This window comes from Allochromatium vinosum DSM 180, assembly GCF_000025485.1.
Classification (GTDB): domain Bacteria; phylum Pseudomonadota; class Gammaproteobacteria; order Chromatiales; family Chromatiaceae; genus Thermochromatium; species Thermochromatium vinosum.
Window position 1 is genome coordinate 772,654 of record NC_013851.1, and the last position, 22,293, is coordinate 794,946.

Below are 22,293 nucleotides of genomic sequence, written 5' to 3' on the forward strand. Positions count from 1 at the left end.
ACCAAGGCGCCGTGTCCCGATCAGCGCATCACTCCGCGCTTCGCTCGTTCCGCTCGTTCCGCTCGTTCCGCTCGTTCCGCTCGTTCCGCTCGTTCCGCTCGGCCGGAATGAGTGTCGGGACACGCGGATCGATCCCCTCCAGCATGAACACGAACGCCAGCACCTCGGCGACGGCCACATAGAGCGCGCGCGGGATCTCAGCCCCGAGCGGGATCTGCGCCAGAGCCTCCACGAGCACCGGATCGGCGCGCAGCGGGATGTCGTGCTCCTCGGCGATCTTGAGGATCTGTTCGGCGGTCAGGCCGGTTCCGGTGGCTGTGATGCGGGGAGCGTGTTCGCGGTCCCAGTGGAGCGCGACCGCCTTGGTGGTCTTGGGACGTTGAGGGGGGGCGCTCACGCTTGCTCACGCACCAGCGGATCAGCGAAGGGCGGGGGCGGCCGTTCGAGCGGACGGTGCCCGGCATGGAGGCTGGCGACCTGGATCTCGCGTGCTTCGAGTCGAGCGCGCAAATCGCCCAGGTGCTGCTTGATTTGCTCAGCGCCATCCGGGTCCCCGGCTTGAAGGCTGGCATTGAGTCGCTCATTGCACAGTGTCAGCACAACATTCAGCGGACCGAGCTTGGGCAGGTCGAGCCGCAGGCGCATGCTCCAGGTGTCGTGCTGCGTGTCCCCGCGCGCCTGTTCACGCCGGATGTCGGCCTCCAGCGCCTGGAGTCCTGAGGGGGTTCTGAAGGGCAGTTCCAGCAGCCACTGGGTTTGTCCGGGGGTGTTGTCGAGCGACTGGAGCTGCTTGGTGACGACCTGTTTGAGCATGCCTTCCACGTCGCGCGCCAGACTGGCGGTGCGATGAGTGTCCTGTGCGGGGCGATGCGCCGCCTCGGTCGGCTTGTCCCCGGTCGTCACGGGTGGAGCCGGTTCCGGCGGCGCTCCCGGCCGTGGGGCGGCGGGCGCGCCCACGGGCGTTGGCGGTGCGCCGGTTTGAGGTGGGCTGGGTTGAGGCGCAGCACTCATATCGGGACGGCGACCAGCCGCCGCCGGCACACCGGGAGGCGGCAGGCCGGGAGTGCGCGTTTCCTGGACCCGCAGGCGTTGTGCGAGCGTGAGCAGTTGTGCCTTGAGATCGAGCCGCAGTCCGTTCGAGTGGGCCGGGTCGATCGCCGCTTGCGCCAAGAACGATTCCAGCCAGACTCCGGAGCGGCTGACGGCGGTTGCCAGTTGCTCGGGGTCCGTCAGCTCGGTGACGGTGGCGAGTTGAGCGATCAATGTGGTGACGGCGCGTTGGAGCTGGAGACGGCCGTTGGTCTCAGTGTTGGTGGCGCTCGTCGGGGCCGTGATGGGCGTGCCGGCGATCTCATCGGCCAGTTGCACCGCGATTCGATCCAGCGTGGCCGCGACCGGACGTGACTCGGGCCAGTGCTGCCGGAACTGCTGTCCCAGCCACTCACGCGAGCCGGCCCCCGAGGCGGTTGGCGGACCCGGCATGGGCATGGGGCGATCCGCTACCGAAACGAGCTTCAACACCAGTGTCGGACTGGTGGCGACGACCTCGGCGCGCAATGTCGGCATCGCGCCCGATCCCGGGCGTTCATTGGCTGTGGCTTGAAGTCCGTTTGCCGGCAGGGCTGTGGTCAATTGCGCCCGGACACTGTTCGTCCAGCCGCCTGTCCCTCCGACTGGCCGCAGTCGCGTTTCGATCAGTTCGGGAGTGATCGAGCGGGCCGGCATGAGTTCGACCTGCATTCCGACCTGGAGTCGGCCGGTCAGCGCGTTCGCTGTCGAGTCGAGCGCCCGGCCTCCGATCGGAGGATTCGCGCCGGAGCCGGAGGGCGGGAGGCGCGTCGGCTCGCTCATGGATGCTCCGAGCGCCTCACGCCTGGCTGATGGTGCGTCCGCGCTGACCGCTGGAAGCGGCCCGGCCCCGTGGGTCATAGGTGGCGCCGGTGTCCTCGCCCTTGAGCAGTCGCAGGGTCATGGCGACACGTCGCTGGTCTCGCTCGATCAGACGGGCGTTGTCACTATTGAGCCGATCGCAGCGGCGTGTGTGGTCGAGCAGGGTCGACCAGCGGGTTCCGAGTTGGTCGGCCTGATCGTGGGCCTGGATGAATCGCTCCAGGCCATCGGGCGTGAAGCCGAAACCAGCGGCCTCGATCCAGCGTTTCTGCTGCGCGGTCTCGTTCTCCAGGCGGGCCAGGAGACCTCGCTTGGCATCGACGATCTGCTGGAGTCCATCGGGATCCCTGGACTCGATCGCCCGCAGTTCATCCAGCATCAGTTCCGCGAGTCGGCGCATGTCCTCGATGGACCTGTCGAGTGACGCGACGAATGCCCCCATATCATTCGCGCCTGATGCCTGACTCGGATCGTTCCGGGCGTTCAAGTGAACACGCCCTCAAAGTCGAGAATGCTCTTGGCCAGACGCTGATTGTCGATCGTGTAACGACCCTCGGCGATGGCCGACTTGATCTCGGCCACGCGGGTCTTGTCGATGGGGGCATCCTGCGCGCCTCCACGTAAAGAACTCAGGGTCTTGGCCGTATCTGTGAGTGTGACGGATTCGCCCGCCGCCTCCTTGGGCGTGACCGGAGTTTGATCGGCTTGCAAGGGACTGCCACGCGGCTTGCCCCCTGCCGCCGGTCCATCGGTGCGCAGGTTGTTTCCAATGGGAAGCTTGATATCCATGGGCTGAGTCCAGAGTCGATTGGGGTACGCCTATGAATATCGGCGATGGGTTGGAAAACTGTAGAGCATGATTGGATCTTCGTCGTTCATTGACGCTGGTTTACCATCATAATGCGACGCGCACGGCACCGGAAGGTTCGACATAGCCTTCGACGATCCGTTTCGACGACGTGTTGCGCACCCGGATGCGCTCACCTTCGACGCCATTCTCCAGGGCGGTTCCCTTCATCCGCACGACCAGACCGGGGCGTGCCGAGAAGAGTGTCACCTCCTGGCCGCGTTCGACGATCCGACGCTGGGTGACGTGGGCGCTGGTGAGCACCTGGCCGGGCATCAGACGACGGCGCGAGGCCAGACCGACGACGTCACTGGCCTCGGTGAAGTAGCCGTTGGTCAGGGTCGAGACGGCCTGACGCTCGATTCGGATGTCGTCGGGACCGATGACCTGTTGACGACTGATCGGACGTTCGAGTACCACGACCGGCAGATGACGCTCGATGCGTGCCGGGACGAACAGTGACCAGCTCACAGGGTCGGAGCAGCGAACATTGATGGTGGTATGGCCATCGGTGCGTGCCCCTGGGGCGAGTTGAGCGGTCGGTGGGTGGGCGCAGCGTGTCAGTTGCAATCGGCTGTCGAGTTGCCCGATCTCGATCAGGGTCTCCTGATCGGGGGACGTGCCGGCCGTTGCGGCGGCGAAGGCGCGCGCGGTGTTCAGGATGCGTTCCACGGGTTCGATGTCCGACCCCAGGGCGGGCTGGAGCAGTCCGGCCGCGATCAGGGCGCATCCGATGGTGCGCGCTCGAAGGCGGGACTGGAACGTCTGGGTCGTCGTCACTGTCATGATGCGGCTCCTCGCGTGGCTGACTTGGCTGAAATCATGCATGAACCGCGCCGGCTCACAGCGGGTGCTTGGCGGACGAACGGTCGATGTCGAGCGCGTCGAGCCGCTTCGTGGCTGCTACACTGGCCATCGGTGGTTGTGAGGCGGGCCTTTAGCGAATGACATCAATGAGGGTGTGGGTGAGATGAGTCAATTTATCGAGGATATCGATCAGCGAACCCGCCTGGTCGGACAGAACCGCATGGAACTGCTGCTGTTCTATCTCGGTGGTCGGCAGATCTTCGGCATCAATGTCTTCAAGGTCCGCGAGGTCATCGCCAAGCCGACCCTGAGACATCTGCCAGGCTCCAGCCCCATGGTCTGCGGTGTGGCCAACATCCGCGGACGCACGGTCTCGGTGGTCGATCTGGCGCGCGCCATCGGTTTCGATCCGCTCCCGGTCGATCAGAACAACGACGCCAAGGTGATCGTGACCGAGTTCAACCGTTCGGTACAGGGTTTCTGGGTCTCGGCGGTCGACCGTATCGTCAACGTCAACTGGGAGACGGTCAAGCCGCCCCCGCGCGGCACCGAGCGCGAGAGCTATCTGGTGGCCGTCACCGAGGTCGATGGTCAACTGGTCGAGATCATCGATGTCGAGCGTGTCTTCGCCCAGATCAACAATCTCTCGACGGACGTCTCGGCCGAGGTGCAGAAGTTGGCCGAGGAGGTTCCGCACGACAGGCGCATCCTGGTCGTCGACGACTCGCTGGTGGCCCGCAAGCAGATCGAGCGCGCCATCACGGCGCTGGGGTTCCGCACCGAGAGCCGCTCCGACGGCAAGGCGGCGCTGGAGTATCTGGAGGAACTGGCGGAGGCCGATATGGTCGATGCCTCGATCGAGCTGGTGATCGCCGATATCGAGATGCCGCGCATGGATGGCTATACCCTGACACGCAAGATCCGCGAACATGCCAAGCTCAAGCATCTGTGCGTGATCCTGCATTCTTCGCTGAGCGGTCAATTCAATGTCGATATGGTCAAGCGGGCCGGGGCCGACGATTTTCTGGCCAAATTCGATCCGAACGAACTGGGGGCGACCGTGCTCAAGTATGCGCGGCATGATTGATATGGGGCGGGTTCGTGATTGACGCGCAGGATTACGCCGAGTTCGCTCGGTTTCTGTCAGAGTGCTGCGGCCTGGTGCTGGGCGAGAACCGTCAGTATCTCGTCGCCAGCCGTCTGTCGCGTCTGCTCGGCGAGTTCGGCTATCAGAAGGTCGAGGATCTGTTGCGGGCGCTGCGCCAGTCGGGCAATCCGACGCTCAAGTCGCGCGTCATCGACGCCATGACGACCAACGAGACCTCCTGGTTTCGCGACGGCTATCCATTCGAGATCCTGCGACAGGTGGTGCTGCCCGAGCTGGAGGCGCGCAAGAAACCCATCCGCATCTGGTCGGCGGCCTGTTCCAGCGGCCAGGAGCCCTACAGCATCGCCATGGTGGTCGCCGAGTGGGAGTCGAGCTTTCCGCCCAAATCCTCGCCGGTCAGCATCCTGGCCACGGATCTGTCCGAGAGCGTGCTGGCCGAGGCCCGCAGCGGTCTCTATGACGGGCTGAGCATCGTGCGTGGCCTGACACCGGAGCGGCGTCAGAAATATTTCGACACGCTCGAGAACGGCCATCGCATCAAGCCCGACATCCAGCGCCGGGTGCGCTTCCAGAAGCTCAATCTGATGGATTCCTTCAGCCTGCTGGGCAAGTTCGATGTCGTCTTCTGTCGCAATGTCCTGATCTATTTCTCGGCCGACACCAAGCGTCGGATCTTTGACGGTATGGCGCGGCAGATGGATCCGGGTGGCTATCTCTTCGTCGGTGCCTCGGAGTCGGTGAGTTCCTACACCGAGGCCTTCGAGATCGTGCGCACACCTCAGGGCAGCCTGCTGCGGCGCCGGCCGTAGACTCCAGGGTGCCACGATTCGCGCCGAGCCTACCGGAGGTTCGGCCTCTCTCCTCCGGGATGTCCGTCCCGGCGTCCTGACTGTCATTGTCTGGCATGTTGTTTGCAATTCAGCAGACAACCCTCGTTGCGGATGCCAGTGCCATGAGTCTCTCGCTCGACAAAGCCTTTGGAGTCCTGCCCTCGGCGGTGCTCATCAAAGCCCGTCGGGCAGAGCTGTTGGCTTCCAATCTCGCCAACGTCGACACGCCGAATTACAAGTCGCGCGATTTCCATTTCACCGAAGTGCTCGCCGAAGTCGAGGGAATGAGCAATCGGATGAAGCTGGCGACGACCCGCGCCAATCATTTGACCAACGAGATCGACAAATCCAGGGCGCTGGAGCCGGAGTTGCTCTATCGCATCCCGGCGCAACCCTCGCTCGACGGTAACACCGTCGATCCGCAGCTCGAACGCGCTGCTTTCACCGAAAACACCACGCACTATCAAAGTACGCTCGAATTCCTCGATCGTCGCGTGTCGAGTCTGCGCAAGGCGCTGAGTAAGGAGTGATGTCATGAGCGATCTGTTCCGTATCTTCAATACATCAGCCTCGGCACTGACGGCACAGTCCGTGCGGCTCAATACCGTAGCCTCGAATATGGCGAATGCCGCCATGACGGCGTCGACAGCCGAGGATACCTATCGTGCGAAACACGTTCTTTTTCAGACCGTGATCGATCAGGAAGATCCCAATGGCGTGGCCATGCCGGTGCGGGTCGCGGGCATCGTCGATGACGAATGTGAGCCGATCCCGACCTATGAACCCAATCACCCCCATGCCAATGAAGAAGGCTATGTCTTTCGGCCTGCGATCAACGTGGTCGAAGAGATGGCCAACATGATGTCGGCCTCGCGTAGCTACGAAGCCAATGTCGAGGTGCTGACGACTGCGCGCTCTCTGTTGCAGCGCACACTGCAAGTCGGTCAGAGCTGATCGGGATAACACACGAATGATGGCCCAGGAGCCTTCACCATGACTGCATTGACCACGGATTATTTGAACAGCCTCGGGTTGACCGGCTATAACACCACGAATTCGACCACCGGAACCGCTGCTGGCACGGCTTCCACCGGGAGCGGCAACAACGCGCTGGGTCAATCGGATTTTCTCAAATTGATGATCACCCAATTGACCAATCAGGATCCGACCAACCCGGTCGAGAACGAAGATTTCGCCTCTCAAATGGCGCAATTTTCGACCCTGACAGGCATCGAGGAGCTGACGAGTTCATTCGAAACGCTTTCCAAGACCCTCTTGCAGGGTCAAACCGTTGAGGCGGCAACACTGGTCGGTCAAAGCGTTCTGGTTCCGGCAAGCAAAGCGGACGTTTCGGCGGGGCAGAAAGTAAGTGGAGCGGTCGATCTGACGGCTTCGGCGACTCAGGTTTCGGTGAACATCCAGGATGCGACCGGCCAACTGGTTCAAACCCTGGATCTGGGCAACCAGAGTGCCGGTCTGATCGATTTCGAGTGGGATGGGTTGCTGGCGAACGGTTCGGCGGCGCCGGCTGGCACCTATTCGTTCAGTGTCACCGCTCAGCGCAATGGTCAGACCGAAGCACTCGAAACACTACTCGATGGTCAGGTCAAGAGTGTCTCCCTGGACAGCGGTACGGGCGCACTCATGCTCGATGTGCAGGGTCTGGGTTCAGTTGGTTTTTCAAGCCTCAAACGTGTCGGTTAGTGATCTGGTCCTTCAGGCATCACAGCAGGAGATAATCTCATGTCTTTTAGTATCGGGTTGAGTGGCCTGCAAGCCGCTGCAAAAGATCTCGAAGTCACCGGCAACAATGTCGCCAACTCCGGCACCATTGGTTTCAAAAAGTCGCGCGCAGAGTTTGCCGATATCTACGCCTCTTCTTTCTACACCTGCGTCAATAAATCGGCTGTCGGTGTCCGATTGGATGCGGTGACTCAGCAGTTTTCTCAGGGGAATGTCGAGCTGACTGACAATACACTCGATCTAGCCATCAATGGTGAAGGTTTTTTCGTTTTGAACAGTGAAGCTGGCCAGGATGGAAAGGTGTATACGCGCAATGGCGCCTTTCAGGTCGATCGAGATGGCTATGTCGTCAACTCTTCAGGACAGCGCTTGCAAGCCTATCCGCCGACGACGCCCAATAGCGCTGTATCCGCATTCGATACCGGAAAGCTGGAAGACATTCAGTTGCCGTTGGACAATATGGCGCCGAAGGCCACGACGGAGGTCGAGTTACAGGTCAATCTCAATTCCGATGAAACAGTTATAACCGGAACGACTCCTCCAGGGCCGGCATTTGCATTTCCAACGGCCCCGGCTACTGATGTTGATCCCACGAGTTATAACTGGTCGACAACTTATCAGGTCTACGACTCTCTGGGCAAACCCCGAGATGTGACTATGTATTTTGTCAAAACCGCTCCAGACAACTGGGCGGTCCATGTTGGCATGCGTGATTCGGCTGGCGTCATGCAGGACGTAGGCGGCGGCACAAATACAGCTATCTTCACGGCCGCCGGTGTATTTGATACCGCCACCTCGACTCCAAATCCAATTGCTGTCTCAGTGGGGCCATTTTTGACTCCACCGGATGACAATGGGGCTGGGGCTTTGGCGTTCTCCATCGATATGTCGAATTCGACCCAATATCACAATTCCAGGAACAACCTCAATGATGTGACTCAGGATGGTTATACCAGCGGCACGCTCAGCGGATTCGATGTCGATGCCGACGGGGCCATCTTTTCTCGCTACTCGAATGGTAAGTCCTATGTTTTAGGGCAGGTGGCGATGGCGAATTTCAAGAACCCTCAGGGTCTACAGCAACTCGGCGATAACAATTGGGGCGAAAGCTACAATTCTGGCGAGCCTATCTATGCGGCGGCTGGGGACGGGCGGTTGGGCAGCATCCAGTCCTGTGCGCTCGAAAATTCCAATGTCGATCTCAGTCAGGAACTGGTCAATATGATCACGGCTCAGCGCAATTATGAAGCCAACGCCAAAACCATTTCGACATCTGATCAGATGACCCAGACCATTCTCAATATCCGTTGATATAGCGATCGTGCGGAGGCTGAACCATGGACCGTTTTCTCTATCTCGCAATGTCCGGCGCCAAAGAGACGGCCTATGCGCAGTCGATCAACAACCACAACCTGGCCAATGCCAACACGACGGGTTTTCGTCAGGCACTGGCCTACGCCTACACCGCACCGGTGCGCGGTCCCGTCTACGACTCGCGCGACTATGTGCAGGTCGGCAATCAGGTTCTCGATTTCTGTCCGGGAACGCTCCAGTCGACGGAACGGGATCTCGATGTCGCCATCCAGGGCGAGGGCTTTCTCGTGGTCCAGACCGAGGATGGCGGCGAGGCCTATACCCGAGCCGGCAATCTGCAGATCGACGCTACGGGGGTGCTGCGCAATGAACGCGGGCTGGCGGTGCTCGGCGATGGCGGCCCGATCACTATTCCGGAGTACGAGAGCCTGAGCATCGGTACGGATGGCACCATCACCATCCGGCCCGCAGGGGCCGCGCCCAACGCGCTGGCGGCCGTCGATCGGTTGCGATTGGTCAATCCGGATACCCAGAATCTGCTGCGCGGTGAAGATGGCCTGATCCGTGCTCAAGATGGAGAGCCGGCCGTGGCGGACGCCGGTGTTCGCGTCATCAGCGGCATGCTGGAGACGAGCAATGTCAACACCGTAGCCTCGCTGACCCGAATGATCGAGCTGTCGCGTGCCTTCGAGACCCATATCAAGATGATGGAAACCGCCAGTAGCAACGAGAAGAATCACAACCGCCTCCTGGCGATCAGTTGAATCTGGCGGAGCCTTTGGGAGCAGATCATGAATCAAGCGCTTTGGATCGCCAAGACCGGGCTCGACGCTCAGCAGACCCGGATGTCCGTGGTCTCCAACAATCTGGCCAACGTCAACACCACAGGTTTCAAGAAGGGGCGCGCCGTCTTCGAGGATCTGATCTATCACAGCTGCCGCCAGCATGGCGCCCAGGCCACTCAGGAGACGCAGCTTCCATCCGGGTTGACGATCGGCACGGGCGTGCGCACCGTGGCGACTCAGAAGCTGTTTGCACAGGGCAATTACATTCAGACTGGCAACTCGCTCGATATGGCCATCGAGGGTCAAGGCTTCTTTCAGATCCTGATGCCGGGTGGCGAGATTGGTTACACCCGCGATGGGAGCTTTCAGCTCAATGCCGATGGCGAGGTGGTGATGTCCAATGGCTATGCCTTGCAGCCGGCTCTCGTTATCCCGGCAGATGCCGAGAGCATCACGATCGGCAAGGACGGCACCGTCTCGATCAAGCAGCCGAATCAGGTCGGCGAGGTTCAGATAGGCCAGATCCAGCTGGCCAACTTCATCAACCCGGCCGGCCTGCAACCGATCGGCGAGAACCTCTTTCGCGAAACGACGGCCTCCGGGGCTCCTCAACAGTCCAACCCGGGTGAGAATGGCTTCGGAAGTCTGGTGCAGTGCTCGCTCGAGACCAGCAACGTCAACATGGCTGAAGAGCTGGTCAATATGATCGAGACCCAGCGCGCCTATGAGGTCAACTCCAAGGCGATCTCCGCCGCTGACTCGATGCTCCAGTTCGTCAATAACAATCTGGCGCGTTGATCCTGGCTGATTGGTGCGATTGCTGCTTGTCTGATACTGAGCCAGCCATCAAGGCGTCGGATCATCGACGCGGTCTGGTGTCGATCATCCGGCTGACCAACTGTCGTCGCGATCATGATCGGGCCCCAAGGTTCAACACGAGTCGCTGGAAACCCATGAACCCTTACTCGAAAACACTGAGTAGCCTGCTGGTCGCTTTCGCGCTCTCCGGCTGCGCTACCCTCAATCCGCCCAAACCAGGCGATTCAGCGGAATATCGCCCGGTCGCGCCGCTCGAGCCGCGTCCGGCGTCCGCCAACAATGGCGCGATCTTTCAGCCGGCGCTCGGTGCGGCCCTGTTCGAAGATCGCAAGGCTCTGCGCGTCGGCGATCTGGTGACGGTGATGCTCAACGAGAAGACAAACGCCAAGAAATCGTCAGCGACTTCGACCGCCAAGGATTCGAACGCCACGATGGATGTCGGCAATGTCACGATCGCGGGCAGAACCGTGCTCGCGGCGGACGCTCAGCTGCTCGGACTCTCGTCCAAAGCTGGACGTACCTTCGACGGCTCGGGAGATTCCAGTCAGAGCAACCAGTTCAGCGGCGAGATCACGGTCACGGTCGCCGAGGTGCTGCCCAACGGCAATCTGGTCATCCAGGGCGAGAAGTGGCTCGGTATCAACCAGGGCAACGAGTTCGTGCGCCTGCGCGGCATCGTCCGTCCGGTCGACATCACGAAAGACAACAAGGTCAATTCGACTCAGATCGCCAATGCCCAACTCTACTATGGCGGCACGGGCGCCCTGCAGGACAGCAATGCTCAAGGCTGGCTGACGCGCTTCTTCAACAGTCCGATCTTGCCCATTTAATCAACCGGGAGATATCGATGAACAGCCTCCTGACGTGCACTGGCCTGGCCCTCGTGGTGGCTGGATCGCTACTCGGCACGGCCGTGGTACTGGCCGGCAACGAAGCCGATGTGGCCGATCTCGGTCGTTTCGGCAACTGGAACGCCGGTGGTGCGGAACGGATCAAGGATCTGGCCACCATCGCCGGTGTGCGCGACAACCAGCTGATCGGCTATGGCCTGGTGGTGGGATTGGACGGTACGGGCGATCAGACGACCCAGGCGCCCTTCAGCACCCAGAGTCTCAAGAACATGCTCAGTCAACTGGGTGTAACCATTCCCGAGGGCGTCAACCCCCAGACCAAGAACATGGCGGCGGTCATGATCACGGCCGATCTGCCGCCCTTCGCCAAGCCGGGGCAGCGCATGGACATCACCGTCTCCTCGCTCGGTAACGCCAAGAGCCTGCGCGGCGGCACTCTGCTGATGACGCCGCTCAAGGGGGCCGACGGTCAGGTCTATGCCATCGCCCAGGGCAATCTCACCGTGGGCGGCTTCGGGGCCGGCGGGGCCGACGGCAGCCGGATCACGGTCAATGTGCCGAGCGTGGGGCGGGTGCCGAATGGGGCCACGGTCGAGCGCGAGGTGCCGACCAGCTTTTCCCAGGGCGATCACCTGACACTCAATCTGCGCCGACCCGACTTCACCACCGCCTACCGCATGGTCGATGTCATCAATTCGCGCTTCGGCGATGATGTCGCCCAGTCGATCGATGGCTCATCGGTGCAGGTCCGTGCGCCGCGCGATCCGAATCAGCGCGTGGCCTTCGTCTCCATGCTCGAGAACCTCACGCTCGAAGCGGCTGAGCCGCCGGCACGGGTCGTCATCAATGCGCGTACGGGCACCATCGTGATGGGGGCCGGCGTCACCGTGCGTCCGGCAGCCATCTCGCACGGCAATCTCACGGTCACCATCAGCGAAAATCCAGCCGTTTCGCAGCCCGGCGCGCTGGCCGGCGGCCAGACCGCCGTAGTTCCGCAAACCGATGTCGCCATCGAGCAGGACAAGAATCGCATGTTCCTGTTCGAGCCGGGGACGGCACTCGGCGACATCGTCGAGGCCGTCAACGAGGTCGGGGCGGCGCCCGGCGATCTGGTCGCCATCCTGGAAGCGCTGCGCGAGGCCGGTGCCCTGCGCGCCGAACTGGTCGTGATCTGAGGCGGGCATGATCGGCAGCGGCGCCATGTCCGGTCTGGGAGCGGGTCAATCGCTGACCAATGGGCTGGTCGTCGATCCGGCCGCCTATCAAGGGACTGTCGCGCCTTGCGCGCGACAGTGGCACCGAGGGGCTGGAAGCCGCCGCGCGCGCCTTCGAGTCACTGCTGATCGGGCAGATGCTCAAGCAGATGCGCTCGACCGCCTTTGGCGGCGGACTCTTCGACTCGGCCCAAACCCAACTCTATCAGGATCTCTACGATCAACAGATCGCGGCGGCGCTGAGCGAGGGCGAGGGGCTGGGCATCCGCAAGGCGTTGCTGCGTCAGCTGGCGCCCGAATTGACCGAGGAAGGGCGTGCCGGGCGTGATCCCGCGACTCTGGCGGTCCCGGAGCGCAATCCGCTGCTCAAGAGCTTCAAACAGCGCCAGGTCGAAGCGGCGGTGGAGAGCGCCGACGCCAAGCCGGCGAGCGCTCTGCCCGGTCAACCGCAGAGCACGGCCAGTGGCTCAGCCGTCACATCCGGTGCTTCGGGCACCGCCGGCCTTGCAGTCACAGGCAGCCGTCAGGGACGCTGGCCGCCACGCAATGCCGAAGAGTTCGTCGCCTATCTCAAGCCCTATGCCGAGCAGGCGGCCGAGATCCTGGGGATGGACACCAGTGTGCTGCTGGCGCAGAGCGCACTGGAGACCGGCTGGGGGCGTCACATCCCACGCCGGGCCGATGGGCGCAGCAGCTTCAACCTCTTCGGCATCAAGGCCGATCGCAGCTGGACGGGCGACAGCGTCGGTGTGGGCACGCTCGAATATCGCAACGGTGTGGCACAGCGCGAACAGGCGCGTTTTCGTGCCTACGAGACTCCGGCCGAATCCTTCGTCGATTATGTCGCCTTTCTCAACCGCAATCCACGTTATGGCGATGCACTCAAGAGCCGTACTGGCGAAGAGTTCATCCGCGGGCTGCAAAAAGCCGGCTATGCCACGGATCCGCGCTATGCTAACAAGGTCTTGGGTATTCGCGATCGGGTTCTCGCGATCAGCGCCGCTGTCGACGTACAGTCCACGCCTCAAACCAAGAGCGACACTCAAGTTTCCGCCGCTCCAGCCGATAATCCGGCAAAGGGCTGAGTCGGGTGCTCGTGCCGATCACGGCGTGTCGAGACCATGACGGGCCATCATGAATCAACGACGAACGGGGTGCAGCCATGAGCGTCTTGGGTACCGGGATCACCGGTCTGCTGGCCTTCCAGCGCGCCCTGGCGACGACCAGCCACAACATCTCCAACGCGGCGACCGAGGGTTACAGCCGTCAGCGTGTCGATCTGGCGACCAATATCCCACAGCGTCTCGGGAGCGGCTATATCGGGCAAGGTGTCAACGTCGATGGCATCCGGCGCCTCCAGAACGACTGGATCGATGCTCAGCTGCGCACCAGCCTCAGTGACAATGCCAGCGCTACGACACGCGCCGACTTCGCCGAGCGCGTCGACAATCTGCTGGCCGATCAGAGTACCGGACTGGCGCCGACACTGGAGAGTTTCTTTGCCGCCGGGCAGGACGTCGCCAGTGACCCGACGGCGTTGCCGGCGCGCATGGTGCTGCTCAACGAGGCTGAGACGCTGACCGGCCGATTCGAAGCGATCAATGGTCGGCTCGATGAACAACGGCGCTTGGCCAATGGCCAGATCGAGACCTCGATCGAGGAAATCAATCAATACGCCGAATCGGTTGCCGATCTCAACAAGCAGATCATTGCCCGATCCACGGCGGGGTCTCCGCCCAACGATCTGCTCGACCGGCGCGACACCATTCTGCGCAAGCTCTCCGAAAAGGTCGATGTCTCGCTCAGCACGCAGGACGATGGGGCGGTCAATGTCTTCATCGGCAGTGGTCAGGGACTGGTGGTCGGTACCAACGCCAGTGAGCTGACCTTCTCGAATCTGTCCGGCGATCCCGTCAATTGGGATATCGGTCTGAGGGCGGCTCAAGGCAATGAGCCGATCAACATCACCCGTTTCGTGACGGGCGGCGAGATCGGCGGCCTGCTGGAGACCCGTTCCAATCTGCTCGACAAGGCGCAGAACGAACTCGGTCTCACGGCGCTGAATCTGGCAGATCGGTTCAACGAGCAGAACCGGCTTGGTCTCGATCTGGACGGTGAACTCGGCGGCGACATCTTCGAGCTGCCCGAAGTCGTGGTCAATCCGGCGCTCAACAATAGCATCAATGCTGAACCGGCTGTGACGTTCTCGGATGTCAGCCAGCTTACACCCAGCGATTATCGGCTGCGTTACGACGGCGCCAACTTTCAATTGACACGGCTGCCCGAAAACACATCTGTAACCCTCGTGCCGGATGCGGCCGACCCCAATGTCCGGTTTGCCGATGGTCTGCGCATCGATACCACAGCCATTGCAGGTTCCGCCTCGGGTGATTCCTGGCTGATCCAGCCGACACGCTTTGCTGCCAGCGGTCTGGACATGACGATGACCGATCCGGCCAAGATCGCGGCGACCTCCGGCGCGCTGGCCGAGGCGAGCAATACGGGTGAGGCGCGACCCGTGGCACTGCGCATGAGCAGCGATCCGCTCAATCCCGCCTCCCCCGACACCTATCTGCCGGCGGCCATAGTGGCTGGCACGGATGCCGTGACAGGGGCCGATGTGTTCAATCGGTTGGCGCCGCGCTATGGCACCGAGGCCGGATCGGCCACGGTCGAGTCTTTCCGCGTGCTCGATACCCAACATGCCGACCTGTCCACGCCTGTGTCCGTGACCTTCGATGCCGCCAACAATCAGTTCGTGGTCGGCCAGGAACGCTTCGCACTCGACCCGACCGGAACCACCACCATCCAGGCCAACGGTTGGGAGCTGAAGATCCAGGGTACGCCCAACACCGGCACGACAGGTTCGGTGATCGACATCCAGGTCGACACGACTCCAGTCGCGACGCCACAGCCGGCGGACACCACCATTACAGGCCCCGGCTGGGAGCTGGACATCCGCGGCACGCCGGCAGCGGGCGATCTGTTCACGGTCGAACTCGGCAAGGATCGTCCGGGCGACAACCGCAACATGCTGGAGATGACGGGTATCCAGGGTGAGCGTCTCATTCAGGGACGCACCACCCTCCAGGGTGGCTACAACACCCTCATCGCCGATGTCGGCACCCAGACACGCCGTGCCCAGATAAGCCGTGATTCGAGTGCGGTCCAGCTGGAGTCGGCGCAACAGCAGCGCGAGTCACTCTCGGGCGTCAATCTCGATGAAGAGGCCGCGAACATGATTCGGTTCCAGCAAGCCTATCGGGCGGCCGCTCAGGTGATCACGACCTCGGGTGAGATGTTTGATACCCTGCTCAATGCTGTGCGTCGCTGAGCGCCGCGTCGTATCAGGGTTCCAAGAGGATGTGAGCCGATGAGAATCTCAACCAGCCAGATCTTCCAGTCGGGTCTGTCGGCCATGCAGGGCGCGCAGTCGAAGTTCAACAAGACCGGCCTGCAACTAGCCACGGGCCAGCGCATTCTGACGCCCGCCGACGATCCGGGCGGGGCGACCCAGTCCGTGCAGTTCAAGGCCGCCATCAAAGCCACCGAGCAGTATCAGCGCAACGCCGACTACGCCCAGCCAAAACTCGAATACGAGGAAGCGCAGCTCATCGCCCTGGGTAATGTCTTGCAGCGCGCGCGCGAACTGGTCGTCGCCGGCAACAACGACACCTACAACCCGGAGAACCGCAAGATCATCGCCAGCGAGATCCGCCAGTTGCGTGAGGACATCCTCGGTCTGGCCAACAGCGAGGACGCCAATGGCGAGTATCTCTTCGCGGGTACGCGCTCGCAGCATCAGCCGTTCGTCGTCGGTGATGATGGTCGGATCAGCTATGTCGGGGCCGATGGACCGGGGTCCATCCGCGAGGTCGACATCACCAGCAATCGCCGTGTCGCTACCGGGGACACGGGGGCGCATGTCTTCATGGACATCCCGGAGCGCAGCGGCCTGCTGACCGAGGCGGTGTTGAAACCGGGCAACAGTCTCAATGGCGTGGCCGGAGTCGAACTCAAGACCGAGGTCGCCGATCTGCAGCGGTCCCTCAATAGCGCCGGGCAGACTTTCCGTATCCGCTTCGAGGACGACGGTGGAACCCTGATGTACAAGGTGCTCGACCCCGATGGCAACGCGGTCAAGGACCAGAACGGCGCGCTCATCGGCGGCCCCTATGTCGCCAATCAGCCGATCGAGTTCGCAGGGCGTCGCGTCACCCTGACGGTTCCGACCACCACCCCGCCGACCGTGCCGGCCGATGGTGACGAGATCCTCTCGCGCCCAATCACCCAGGTCGATATCTTCAAGACACTCGACGACATCGCCACCGCCTTCGAGACGCCCGCAACCGACGAGACGACCCGCGAGAGTCTGTCACAGGCCACCAGCATGGCCCTGAGCAATCTCGACTCGGGTCTGGATCGCGTCAACGAGGTCCGGACCTCGGTCGGTCTGCGGCTCGATGCGCTCGACACCCAGGCCGGGCTCAACGACGAGCGTCTGGTCGACCTCAACAGCACCCTCTCCGATATCCAGGACCTCGACTATGCCGAGGCCATCAGCCGCTTCATGCTCCAGCGGACCGTCCTGCAGGCCGCGCAGCAGACCTACACCCAGGTCAGCCGACTCTCACTGTTCGATTTCCTCTGACACCGTCGCATCCGGTGCCGGCGCTCAGTTGCCGAGCGGCGTCTGTTTGGCCGCCCAGGACGTCTGTGGCGTCATCCGGGACTCGAACTGAGCCGCTCTCAGCGGCTCGCCGAATAGATCTCCCTGCGCCTTGAGACAGCCGATGCTGAGCAGCTGATACTGCTGTTCCTTGGTCCGCACGCCATCGGCACGGATCTCCAGTCCCAGTGCCTGCGCCATGGCGATCAGCGCCTCGACCACGGCCAGTTCGTGATGGGCGTCGGGCAGGGCCTCGATGAAATTCGAGTGGATCTTGAGCGCACGGATCGGAAGTCGTTGCAACAGAGCCGGTGCCGTCCAGCCGATGCCGACCTCGCCCAGACAGATGCCGACACCCAGTTCGTTCAGCCCCTGAAAGACCTCGGCGATCTGTTCGCGGTGTTTGACCAGGAGCCGCTCACTGAACTCCAGATCCAGGCGCGTGGCGGCGGCTGGATAGTCCTCCAGGCGCTGGGCCACCGTCCGGGCCAGATCTCCGCGTGTGAGTTGCGCCTCACTGATCTCGACGACCAGACGCTTGATCGACAGACCGCGGTCGATCCAGTCTTGCAGCTGCCGGCAGGCGCCAGTGAGTATCCAGTCGCCCAACTCCAGGATCAGGCCGCTCTCCTCGGCCAGTGGGAGCAGCCGTTCCTGCGAGATCATACCCAGTTCGGGCGGCTCCCAGTGGATGGACACCGCGACCGAGTCGAGGGTCTCCGTCGCCATGTCCATGCCGGGGCGATAATGGAGCTGGAACTCGGACGTGCCCAGGGCCGCGCGCAGTCGATCGAGCAGACGCCGATGTTCGCGCGCGACCTGATCCGGTGCGCTCGACAGGATCTGGAAGCCGTTGCGTCCCTGACGCTTGACCTGCCGCAACGCGGATTCGGCATTGGCCATGAGCGCCCGGCGATCCTCGCGCAGTTCGGTACTCACGGCGATGCCGATACTGAGACTGACATGCAACTGATGGCCCCGAATCCAAATGGGCGCGCTCATGAGTGTCTTGAGCCGGTTGGCGATGAACACGATCTCGTCGAGGTCATCGACCTCTTCGAACAGGAGCGCGAATTGATCGGCGTGCAAGCGGGCCAGGGTGTCGGATGGACGGATCGCCTCGCGCAGCTTGAGTCCGATGGCACGCAACAGGTCGTCGCCGATCTGATAGCCGAGACTGGCGTTGATGTGCGAGAAATGATCCAGGTCGGCGATGAAGAGTGCCAGGGGCGATTCCTTGCGCCGACCGAGTTCGATGGCATGATCCAGACGCGACTCCAACAGCAGGCGGTTGGGCAGCTTGGTCAGGGCATCGTAATGGATGAGGTGTTCGGCCAGCCGTGGTGTGCCCGGGGAGGCCGTGCGCTCGGCGAAGAGACCGACGAAGTTGATCAGTCTGCCGCGCGGGTCGAGTACGCGCCGGATGGTCAGGCGCTGGCGGTAGATCTCGCCGTTCTTGCGCCGGTTCCAGATCTCGCCCTGCCAGGAGCCCTGTCTGAGCAGGCGTCGCCACAGGTTGATGAAAAAAACCCGGCTGTGCCATTGCGCGTTGAGCAGCGTCGGTTTCTGCCCCAGGATCTCGGACTCGGCATAGCCGGTGATCTGCGTGAAGGCGGCGTTGACCGCGACCACGATACCCTCGGAGTCCGTGATCAGGACGCCTTCGGAGGTCGCGGCATAGACGGCCGCCGATTGCAGCATCCGGCGCTCGGCTTCGCGCATGGCCGTCACGTCACACATTTCTATGACGATCCCTGTGATCTCGCCCTGAAGATCACGGCACGGCAGCAGCCTGACCTCATGCTCGTGCCGGACGCCACTGTCCGTGGTTTCGAGCCAGTCCGTGACGATGGATCGTCCCTGATCCAGGCAGGTTCCGAGATGGCGGTAGACCAGGGTCGTCAGGGTGCTCGCGCCGCACAGCGTCATGAAGGATTGGCCGATCGACTCGTCCTGTTCGCGGCCGATAGCGGCGAGGAAGGCCGGATTGGCCGCCAGCAGCCGGCAGCCGCGATCGATCAGGGCGATGCGACCGGACAGGGCCGCGAAGATAGCGGCGTAGAGCGTCTGGCCGCGCTCGCCGCCATGCCAGACCTCGAGACCGACTGCATCGTTTCGCGCATGGTGTTCGTCGTGATCGGGCATCGTGGCGGACAGTGACGTGGATTGGAAAGTAGGGCGCACCCATCACCCATGGCAAGACGTGGAGGACGACCGGCGATCGGGTGCTCGTCTCGTTCACGCCAAACGGGCGTCTAGTATAGCCATACGGCTCGGCTTGGTAAGTACACAGATTTATGCGCTGAGGGGCGCTGTCGGCGGAGCGCCCCTCCTGGGTTTCTGTCTGGCCGCCAAGGGCCTTATACTGCGTCACCGACAAAACAATACTTCGGATTGAATTCGAGACGAGGAGCAGTATGCACAACGGTACCAGCATCACCCAGTTCATCATTGAGGAGCAGCGCCACATCGCCGGCGCCACCGGCGACTTCACCTCGCTGCTCAACGATGTGGTCACGGCCTGCAAGGTCATCAGTCACCTGGTCAACCACGGCGCCCTGGTCGGCGTCCTGGGCAGCGCTGACACCGAGAACGTCCAGGGCGAGACGCAGAAGAAGCTCGATGTACTCTCCAACGAGGTCTTCATCAAGTCCAACGAATGGGCCGGGCACCTGGCGGCCATGGCCTCCGAGGAGATGGACGACATCTATCCCATCCCCAGGCAGTATCCGCGCGGCAAGTATCTGCTGACCTTCGATCCGCTCGATGGCTCGTCGAACATCGACGTCAATGTCTCGGTCGGCACCATCTTCTCGATCCTGCGCTGTCCGGGCGGCGGGGCGGAGCCGAGCGAGCGTGACTTCCTCCAGGCCGGCACCCAGCAGGTCGCGGCCGGTTATGCCCTCTACGGGCCCTCGACCATGATGGTCCTGACCACCGGCAATGGCGTCAACGGCTTCACGCTCGATCAGAACATCGGCGAGTTCATCCTCACTCATCCCAGGATGCAGATCCCGGCCGACACGCGCGAGTTCGCGATCAACATGTCCAATATGCGTTTCTGGGAACCGCCGGTAAGGCGCTATGTCCAGGAGTGTCTGGACGGCAAGGAAGGTCCGCGCGGCGAGGACTTCAACATGCGCTGGATCGCGTCCATGGTCGCCGAGGTGCATCGCATCCTGACCCGTGGCGGCGTCTTCATGTATCCGATGGACTCGAAGATGCAGGCCAAGGGGCAGGGCGGCAAACTGCGGTTGCTCTACGAGGCCAACCCCATGTCCTTCATCGTCGAGCAGGCAGGCGGCGGCTCGATCACCGGCCGCGAGCGCATCCTCGAACTCCAGCCCGAATCCCTGCATCAGCGCGTGCCCGTGATCCTCGGCTCCAAGAACGAGGTCGAGCGTATCCTGGGGTATCATCAGCCGGATTGAGGCGAGGGTCTGCGAGCGGCGTTTGGTGTCGATCGTCATGGGCGGTTCGGTCGTCCGGCCATCGTCCCCCAGACACTCCAGCGATTGGAGCCGCTCGTATGATCGATGAACTGCGCTGTGCGCCCCTGCTCTCGCGTCTTGAAGCGACCCAGCTCCAGCGGGTCGCCCGGCACGCGAGCCGGGTCAAGCTGAACGCCGAGCAACTGCTCTTCAGTCAGGGCGACCCGGCCACCCGCTTCTATCTCCTGCTCTCGGGCCGGATGCGGCTGTTCCGGCTCTCGCCCGAAGGCGCCGAGAAGGTCATCGAGATCGTCAGTCCGGGCCAGACCTTCGCCGAGGCGCTGATGTTCCTCAATGCACCCCGTTATCCGGTCTGCTCGGCGGCGCTCGCCGACTCCGAGCTGATCGCCATCGATTCGTCGGATTTCGCCGCCATGCTGCGCGAGTCGGTCGACACCTGCTTCGTGCTGCTCGGCGCCCTGAGTCAGCGTCTGCGCGGTCTCATCGGCGAGATCGATGATCTCACGCTCCACACCGCGACCAGTCGCGTCGCCCGTTATCTGGCCTCGCGCCTGCCGCCGGGCGCCCAGTCGCTCGAACTCGAGGTGCGCAAGGGGGTGCTGGCCTCGCGTCTGTCGGTGCAGCCCGAGACCTTCTCGCGCGTCATCAAGTCGCTCAGCGAGCAGGGTATCATCCGTATGGATGGCACTCTGGTGAGCGTGCTCGATCAGCGGGCGTTGCTGGAGATCGCCGAGTTGACCGATGCGCTCGAACCCGGACCCGTCTCGATCGGTACCCTGGGGTCGCAGCGTCCCTGAATCTGCCCAAGCCTAAGGAGACCTGCATGAAACGCTCGACCTTGACGACCTTCGTCTCTCTGGCGCTGTTGCTGTCCGGCAGTGCCCTGGCCGACGACCAGACCCTGCGCGAAAAGGCCGCGCGCGCCGGACTCGCTCCGCTGCCGGAGACCGTGCCCGATCCGGCCGGCAATCCGGTCACACCCGAGAAGGTCCAGCTCGGCAAGAAGCTGTTCTTCGAGCCGCGTCTGTCGGCCAGTGGACTCATCAGCTGCAATACCTGCCACAACCTCGGCATGGGCGGCGATGACAATCTGCCGACCTCGGTCGGTCACGGCTGGCAGAAGGGACCACGCAACGCCCCGACCGTCTACAACGCCGTCTTCAACCGGGCGCAGTTCTGGGACGGTCGCGCCGCGGATCTGAAGGAGCAGGCCAAGGGACCGATCCAGGCCGGGGTCGAGATGGCCAACAGGCCCGATCAGGTCGTGGCCACGCTCAAGAGCCTGCCGGAGTACGTAACCTGGTTCGGCGAGGTCTTCCCCGGCGAGGACGATCCGGTCAATTTCGAGAACGTGGTCAAGGCGATCGAAGCCTTCGAGGTCAAGCTGGTCACGCCGGGCGCGCCCTTCGACCGCTTCATGAACGGCGCCGACCGCGCCATGAGCGACGAACAGAAAGCCGGGCTGGTGCTCTTCGTCGATCGTGGCTGCACGGCCTGTCACAACGGCGTCAACGTCGGCGGGCAGAATTATTTCCCGTTCGGACTCATCAAGCGCCCCGGTGCCGACATCCTGCCGCCGGAGGACAAGGGCCGCTTCGAGGTCACGCACTCGGCCTCGGATGAATACGTCTTCCGTGCCGCGCCGCTGCGCAACGTCGCCCTGACCGCGCCCTATTTCCACTCCGGGCAGGTGTGGGATCTCAAGCAGGCGGTGTCCGTGATGGGCACGGCGCAGCTCGGCGCCGAACTCGGCGATGCGGAAGCGAGCCAGATCGCCGCCTTCCTCAGGTCACTCACGGGTGTCGCGCCCCAGATCCTGTATCCGGAGCTGCCGGTCGAGACGGCCGCCACACCGCGTCCGCAACTCTGAGCGCACGCTCGGCCCCGCCGGCTTGGATTCCTGGGAGACTCCATCCATATCCAGCCTGGGCCGGGCGACTCGCCACACGGCCTGCCGGTCGCGA

At 62.7% G+C, this 22,293-nt stretch carries 22 protein-coding genes; 16 read left to right on the forward strand and 6 right to left on the reverse strand.

Features of this window, described 5'->3' with window-relative positions:
- Positions 1–28: 28 nt before the first annotated feature.
- From ALVIN_RS03265 to flgA, 5 genes are all read right to left on the reverse strand, one after another.
- Positions 29–397, reverse strand: a complete 369-nt coding sequence (locus ALVIN_RS03265) for an EscU/YscU/HrcU family type III secretion system export apparatus switch protein (protein ID WP_012969883.1) — start codon at positions 395–397, stop codon at positions 29–31.
- Positions 394–1,566 (reverse strand): flagellar hook-length control protein FliK, encoded by a 1,173-nt coding sequence (locus tag ALVIN_RS03270; protein WP_148217449.1) that lies wholly within the window; start codon positions 1,564–1,566, stop codon positions 394–396. Before ALVIN_RS03270 ends, ALVIN_RS03265 begins: the two co-directional genes overlap by 4 nt.
- Positions 1,567–1,867: 301 nt before the next feature.
- Complete coding sequence (locus tag ALVIN_RS03275) at positions 1,868–2,332, reverse strand: flagella synthesis protein FlgN (RefSeq protein WP_012969885.1); 465 nt, start codon at positions 2,330–2,332, stop codon at positions 1,868–1,870.
- 41 nt (positions 2,333–2,373) lie between these two features.
- Complete coding sequence (gene flgM, locus ALVIN_RS16475) at positions 2,374–2,679, reverse strand: flagellar biosynthesis anti-sigma factor FlgM (protein WP_012969886.1); 306 nt, start codon at positions 2,677–2,679, stop codon at positions 2,374–2,376.
- Positions 2,680–2,785: 106 nt separating this feature from the next.
- A complete protein-coding gene (gene flgA, locus ALVIN_RS03285; RefSeq protein ID WP_012969887.1) occupies positions 2,786–3,523 on the reverse strand; it encodes a flagellar basal body P-ring formation chaperone FlgA in 738 nt (245 codons plus the stop codon).
- Positions 3,524–3,707: 184 nt separating this feature from the next.
- Here flgA and ALVIN_RS03290 point away from each other — a divergent pair, with 184 nt between their 5' ends.
- The 13 genes from ALVIN_RS03290 to flgL all read left to right on the forward strand — a co-directional run bounded on the left by ALVIN_RS03290 (position 3,708) and on the right by flgL (position 16,859).
- Positions 3,708–4,631 (forward strand): chemotaxis protein, encoded by a 924-nt coding sequence (locus ALVIN_RS03290; protein ID WP_012969888.1) that lies wholly within the window; start codon positions 3,708–3,710, stop codon positions 4,629–4,631.
- A 14-nt stretch (positions 4,632–4,645) separates the two neighbouring features.
- Entirely contained in the window at positions 4,646–5,461 is an 816-nt protein-coding gene (locus ALVIN_RS03295; RefSeq protein WP_043795503.1) for a CheR family methyltransferase, read from the forward strand.
- 143 nt (positions 5,462–5,604) lie between these two features.
- Positions 5,605–6,012, forward strand: a complete 408-nt coding sequence (gene flgB / locus ALVIN_RS03300) for a flagellar basal body rod protein FlgB (RefSeq protein WP_012969890.1) — start codon at positions 5,605–5,607, stop codon at positions 6,010–6,012.
- A gap of 4 nt (positions 6,013–6,016) precedes the next feature.
- Positions 6,017–6,436 (forward strand): flagellar basal body rod protein FlgC, encoded by a 420-nt coding sequence (flgC, locus tag ALVIN_RS03305; protein WP_012969891.1) that lies wholly within the window; start codon positions 6,017–6,019, stop codon positions 6,434–6,436.
- 39 nt (positions 6,437–6,475) lie between these two features.
- Complete coding sequence (locus ALVIN_RS03310) at positions 6,476–7,186, forward strand: flagellar hook assembly protein FlgD (protein ID WP_012969892.1); 711 nt, start codon at positions 6,476–6,478, stop codon at positions 7,184–7,186.
- Positions 7,187–7,225: 39 nt separating this feature from the next.
- Positions 7,226–8,536 (forward strand): flagellar hook protein FlgE, encoded by a 1,311-nt coding sequence (flgE, locus tag ALVIN_RS03315; RefSeq protein WP_012969893.1) that lies wholly within the window; start codon positions 7,226–7,228, stop codon positions 8,534–8,536.
- A gap of 26 nt (positions 8,537–8,562) precedes the next feature.
- Positions 8,563–9,303, forward strand: coding sequence for a flagellar basal-body rod protein FlgF (gene flgF, locus ALVIN_RS03320; RefSeq protein WP_012969894.1), 741 nt, complete (start codon positions 8,563–8,565; stop codon positions 9,301–9,303).
- Positions 9,304–9,330: 27 nt separating this feature from the next.
- Positions 9,331–10,122: a flagellar basal-body rod protein FlgG gene (flgG, locus tag ALVIN_RS03325; protein ID WP_012969895.1), complete on the forward strand. Its 792-nt coding sequence runs from the start codon at positions 9,331–9,333 to the stop codon at positions 10,120–10,122.
- Between the two features lie 155 nt (positions 10,123–10,277).
- A complete protein-coding gene (gene flgH / locus ALVIN_RS03330; RefSeq protein ID WP_012969896.1) occupies positions 10,278–10,973 on the forward strand; it encodes a flagellar basal body L-ring protein FlgH in 696 nt (231 codons plus the stop codon).
- Positions 10,974–10,990: 17 nt separating this feature from the next.
- Positions 10,991–12,169, forward strand: coding sequence for a flagellar basal body P-ring protein FlgI (locus tag ALVIN_RS03335; protein ID WP_012969897.1), 1,179 nt, complete (start codon positions 10,991–10,993; stop codon positions 12,167–12,169).
- A 59-nt stretch (positions 12,170–12,228) separates the two neighbouring features.
- Entirely contained in the window at positions 12,229–13,293 is a 1,065-nt protein-coding gene (gene flgJ / locus ALVIN_RS03340; RefSeq protein ID WP_012969898.1) for a flagellar assembly peptidoglycan hydrolase FlgJ, read from the forward strand.
- 77 nt (positions 13,294–13,370) lie between these two features.
- A complete protein-coding gene (flgK, locus tag ALVIN_RS16480) occupies positions 13,371–15,542 on the forward strand; it encodes a flagellar hook-associated protein FlgK (protein WP_012969899.1) in 2,172 nt (723 codons plus the stop codon).
- 39 nt (positions 15,543–15,581) lie between these two features.
- Positions 15,582–16,859 (forward strand): flagellar hook-associated protein FlgL, encoded by a 1,278-nt coding sequence (gene flgL, locus ALVIN_RS03350; RefSeq protein WP_012969900.1) that lies wholly within the window; start codon positions 15,582–15,584, stop codon positions 16,857–16,859.
- Between the two features lie 24 nt (positions 16,860–16,883).
- On the opposite strand, the gene ALVIN_RS03355 is transcribed toward flgL, so the two are convergent.
- Complete coding sequence (locus tag ALVIN_RS03355; protein ID WP_012969901.1) at positions 16,884–19,022, reverse strand: putative bifunctional diguanylate cyclase/phosphodiesterase; 2,139 nt, start codon at positions 19,020–19,022, stop codon at positions 16,884–16,886.
- Positions 19,023–19,294: 272 nt separating this feature from the next.
- On the opposite strand from ALVIN_RS03355, the gene ALVIN_RS03360 reads away from it, so the two are divergent.
- From ALVIN_RS03360 to ALVIN_RS03370, 3 genes are all read left to right on the forward strand, one after another.
- A complete protein-coding gene (locus ALVIN_RS03360; protein ID WP_012969902.1) occupies positions 19,295–20,308 on the forward strand; it encodes a class 1 fructose-bisphosphatase in 1,014 nt (337 codons plus the stop codon).
- Positions 20,309–20,406: 98 nt separating this feature from the next.
- Positions 20,407–21,126: a Crp/Fnr family transcriptional regulator gene (locus ALVIN_RS03365; RefSeq protein WP_012969903.1), complete on the forward strand. Its 720-nt coding sequence runs from the start codon at positions 20,407–20,409 to the stop codon at positions 21,124–21,126.
- Positions 21,127–21,152: 26 nt separating this feature from the next.
- Positions 21,153–22,199: a cytochrome-c peroxidase gene (locus ALVIN_RS03370; protein WP_012969904.1), complete on the forward strand. Its 1,047-nt coding sequence runs from the start codon at positions 21,153–21,155 to the stop codon at positions 22,197–22,199.
- Positions 22,200–22,293 lie beyond the last annotated feature (94 nt).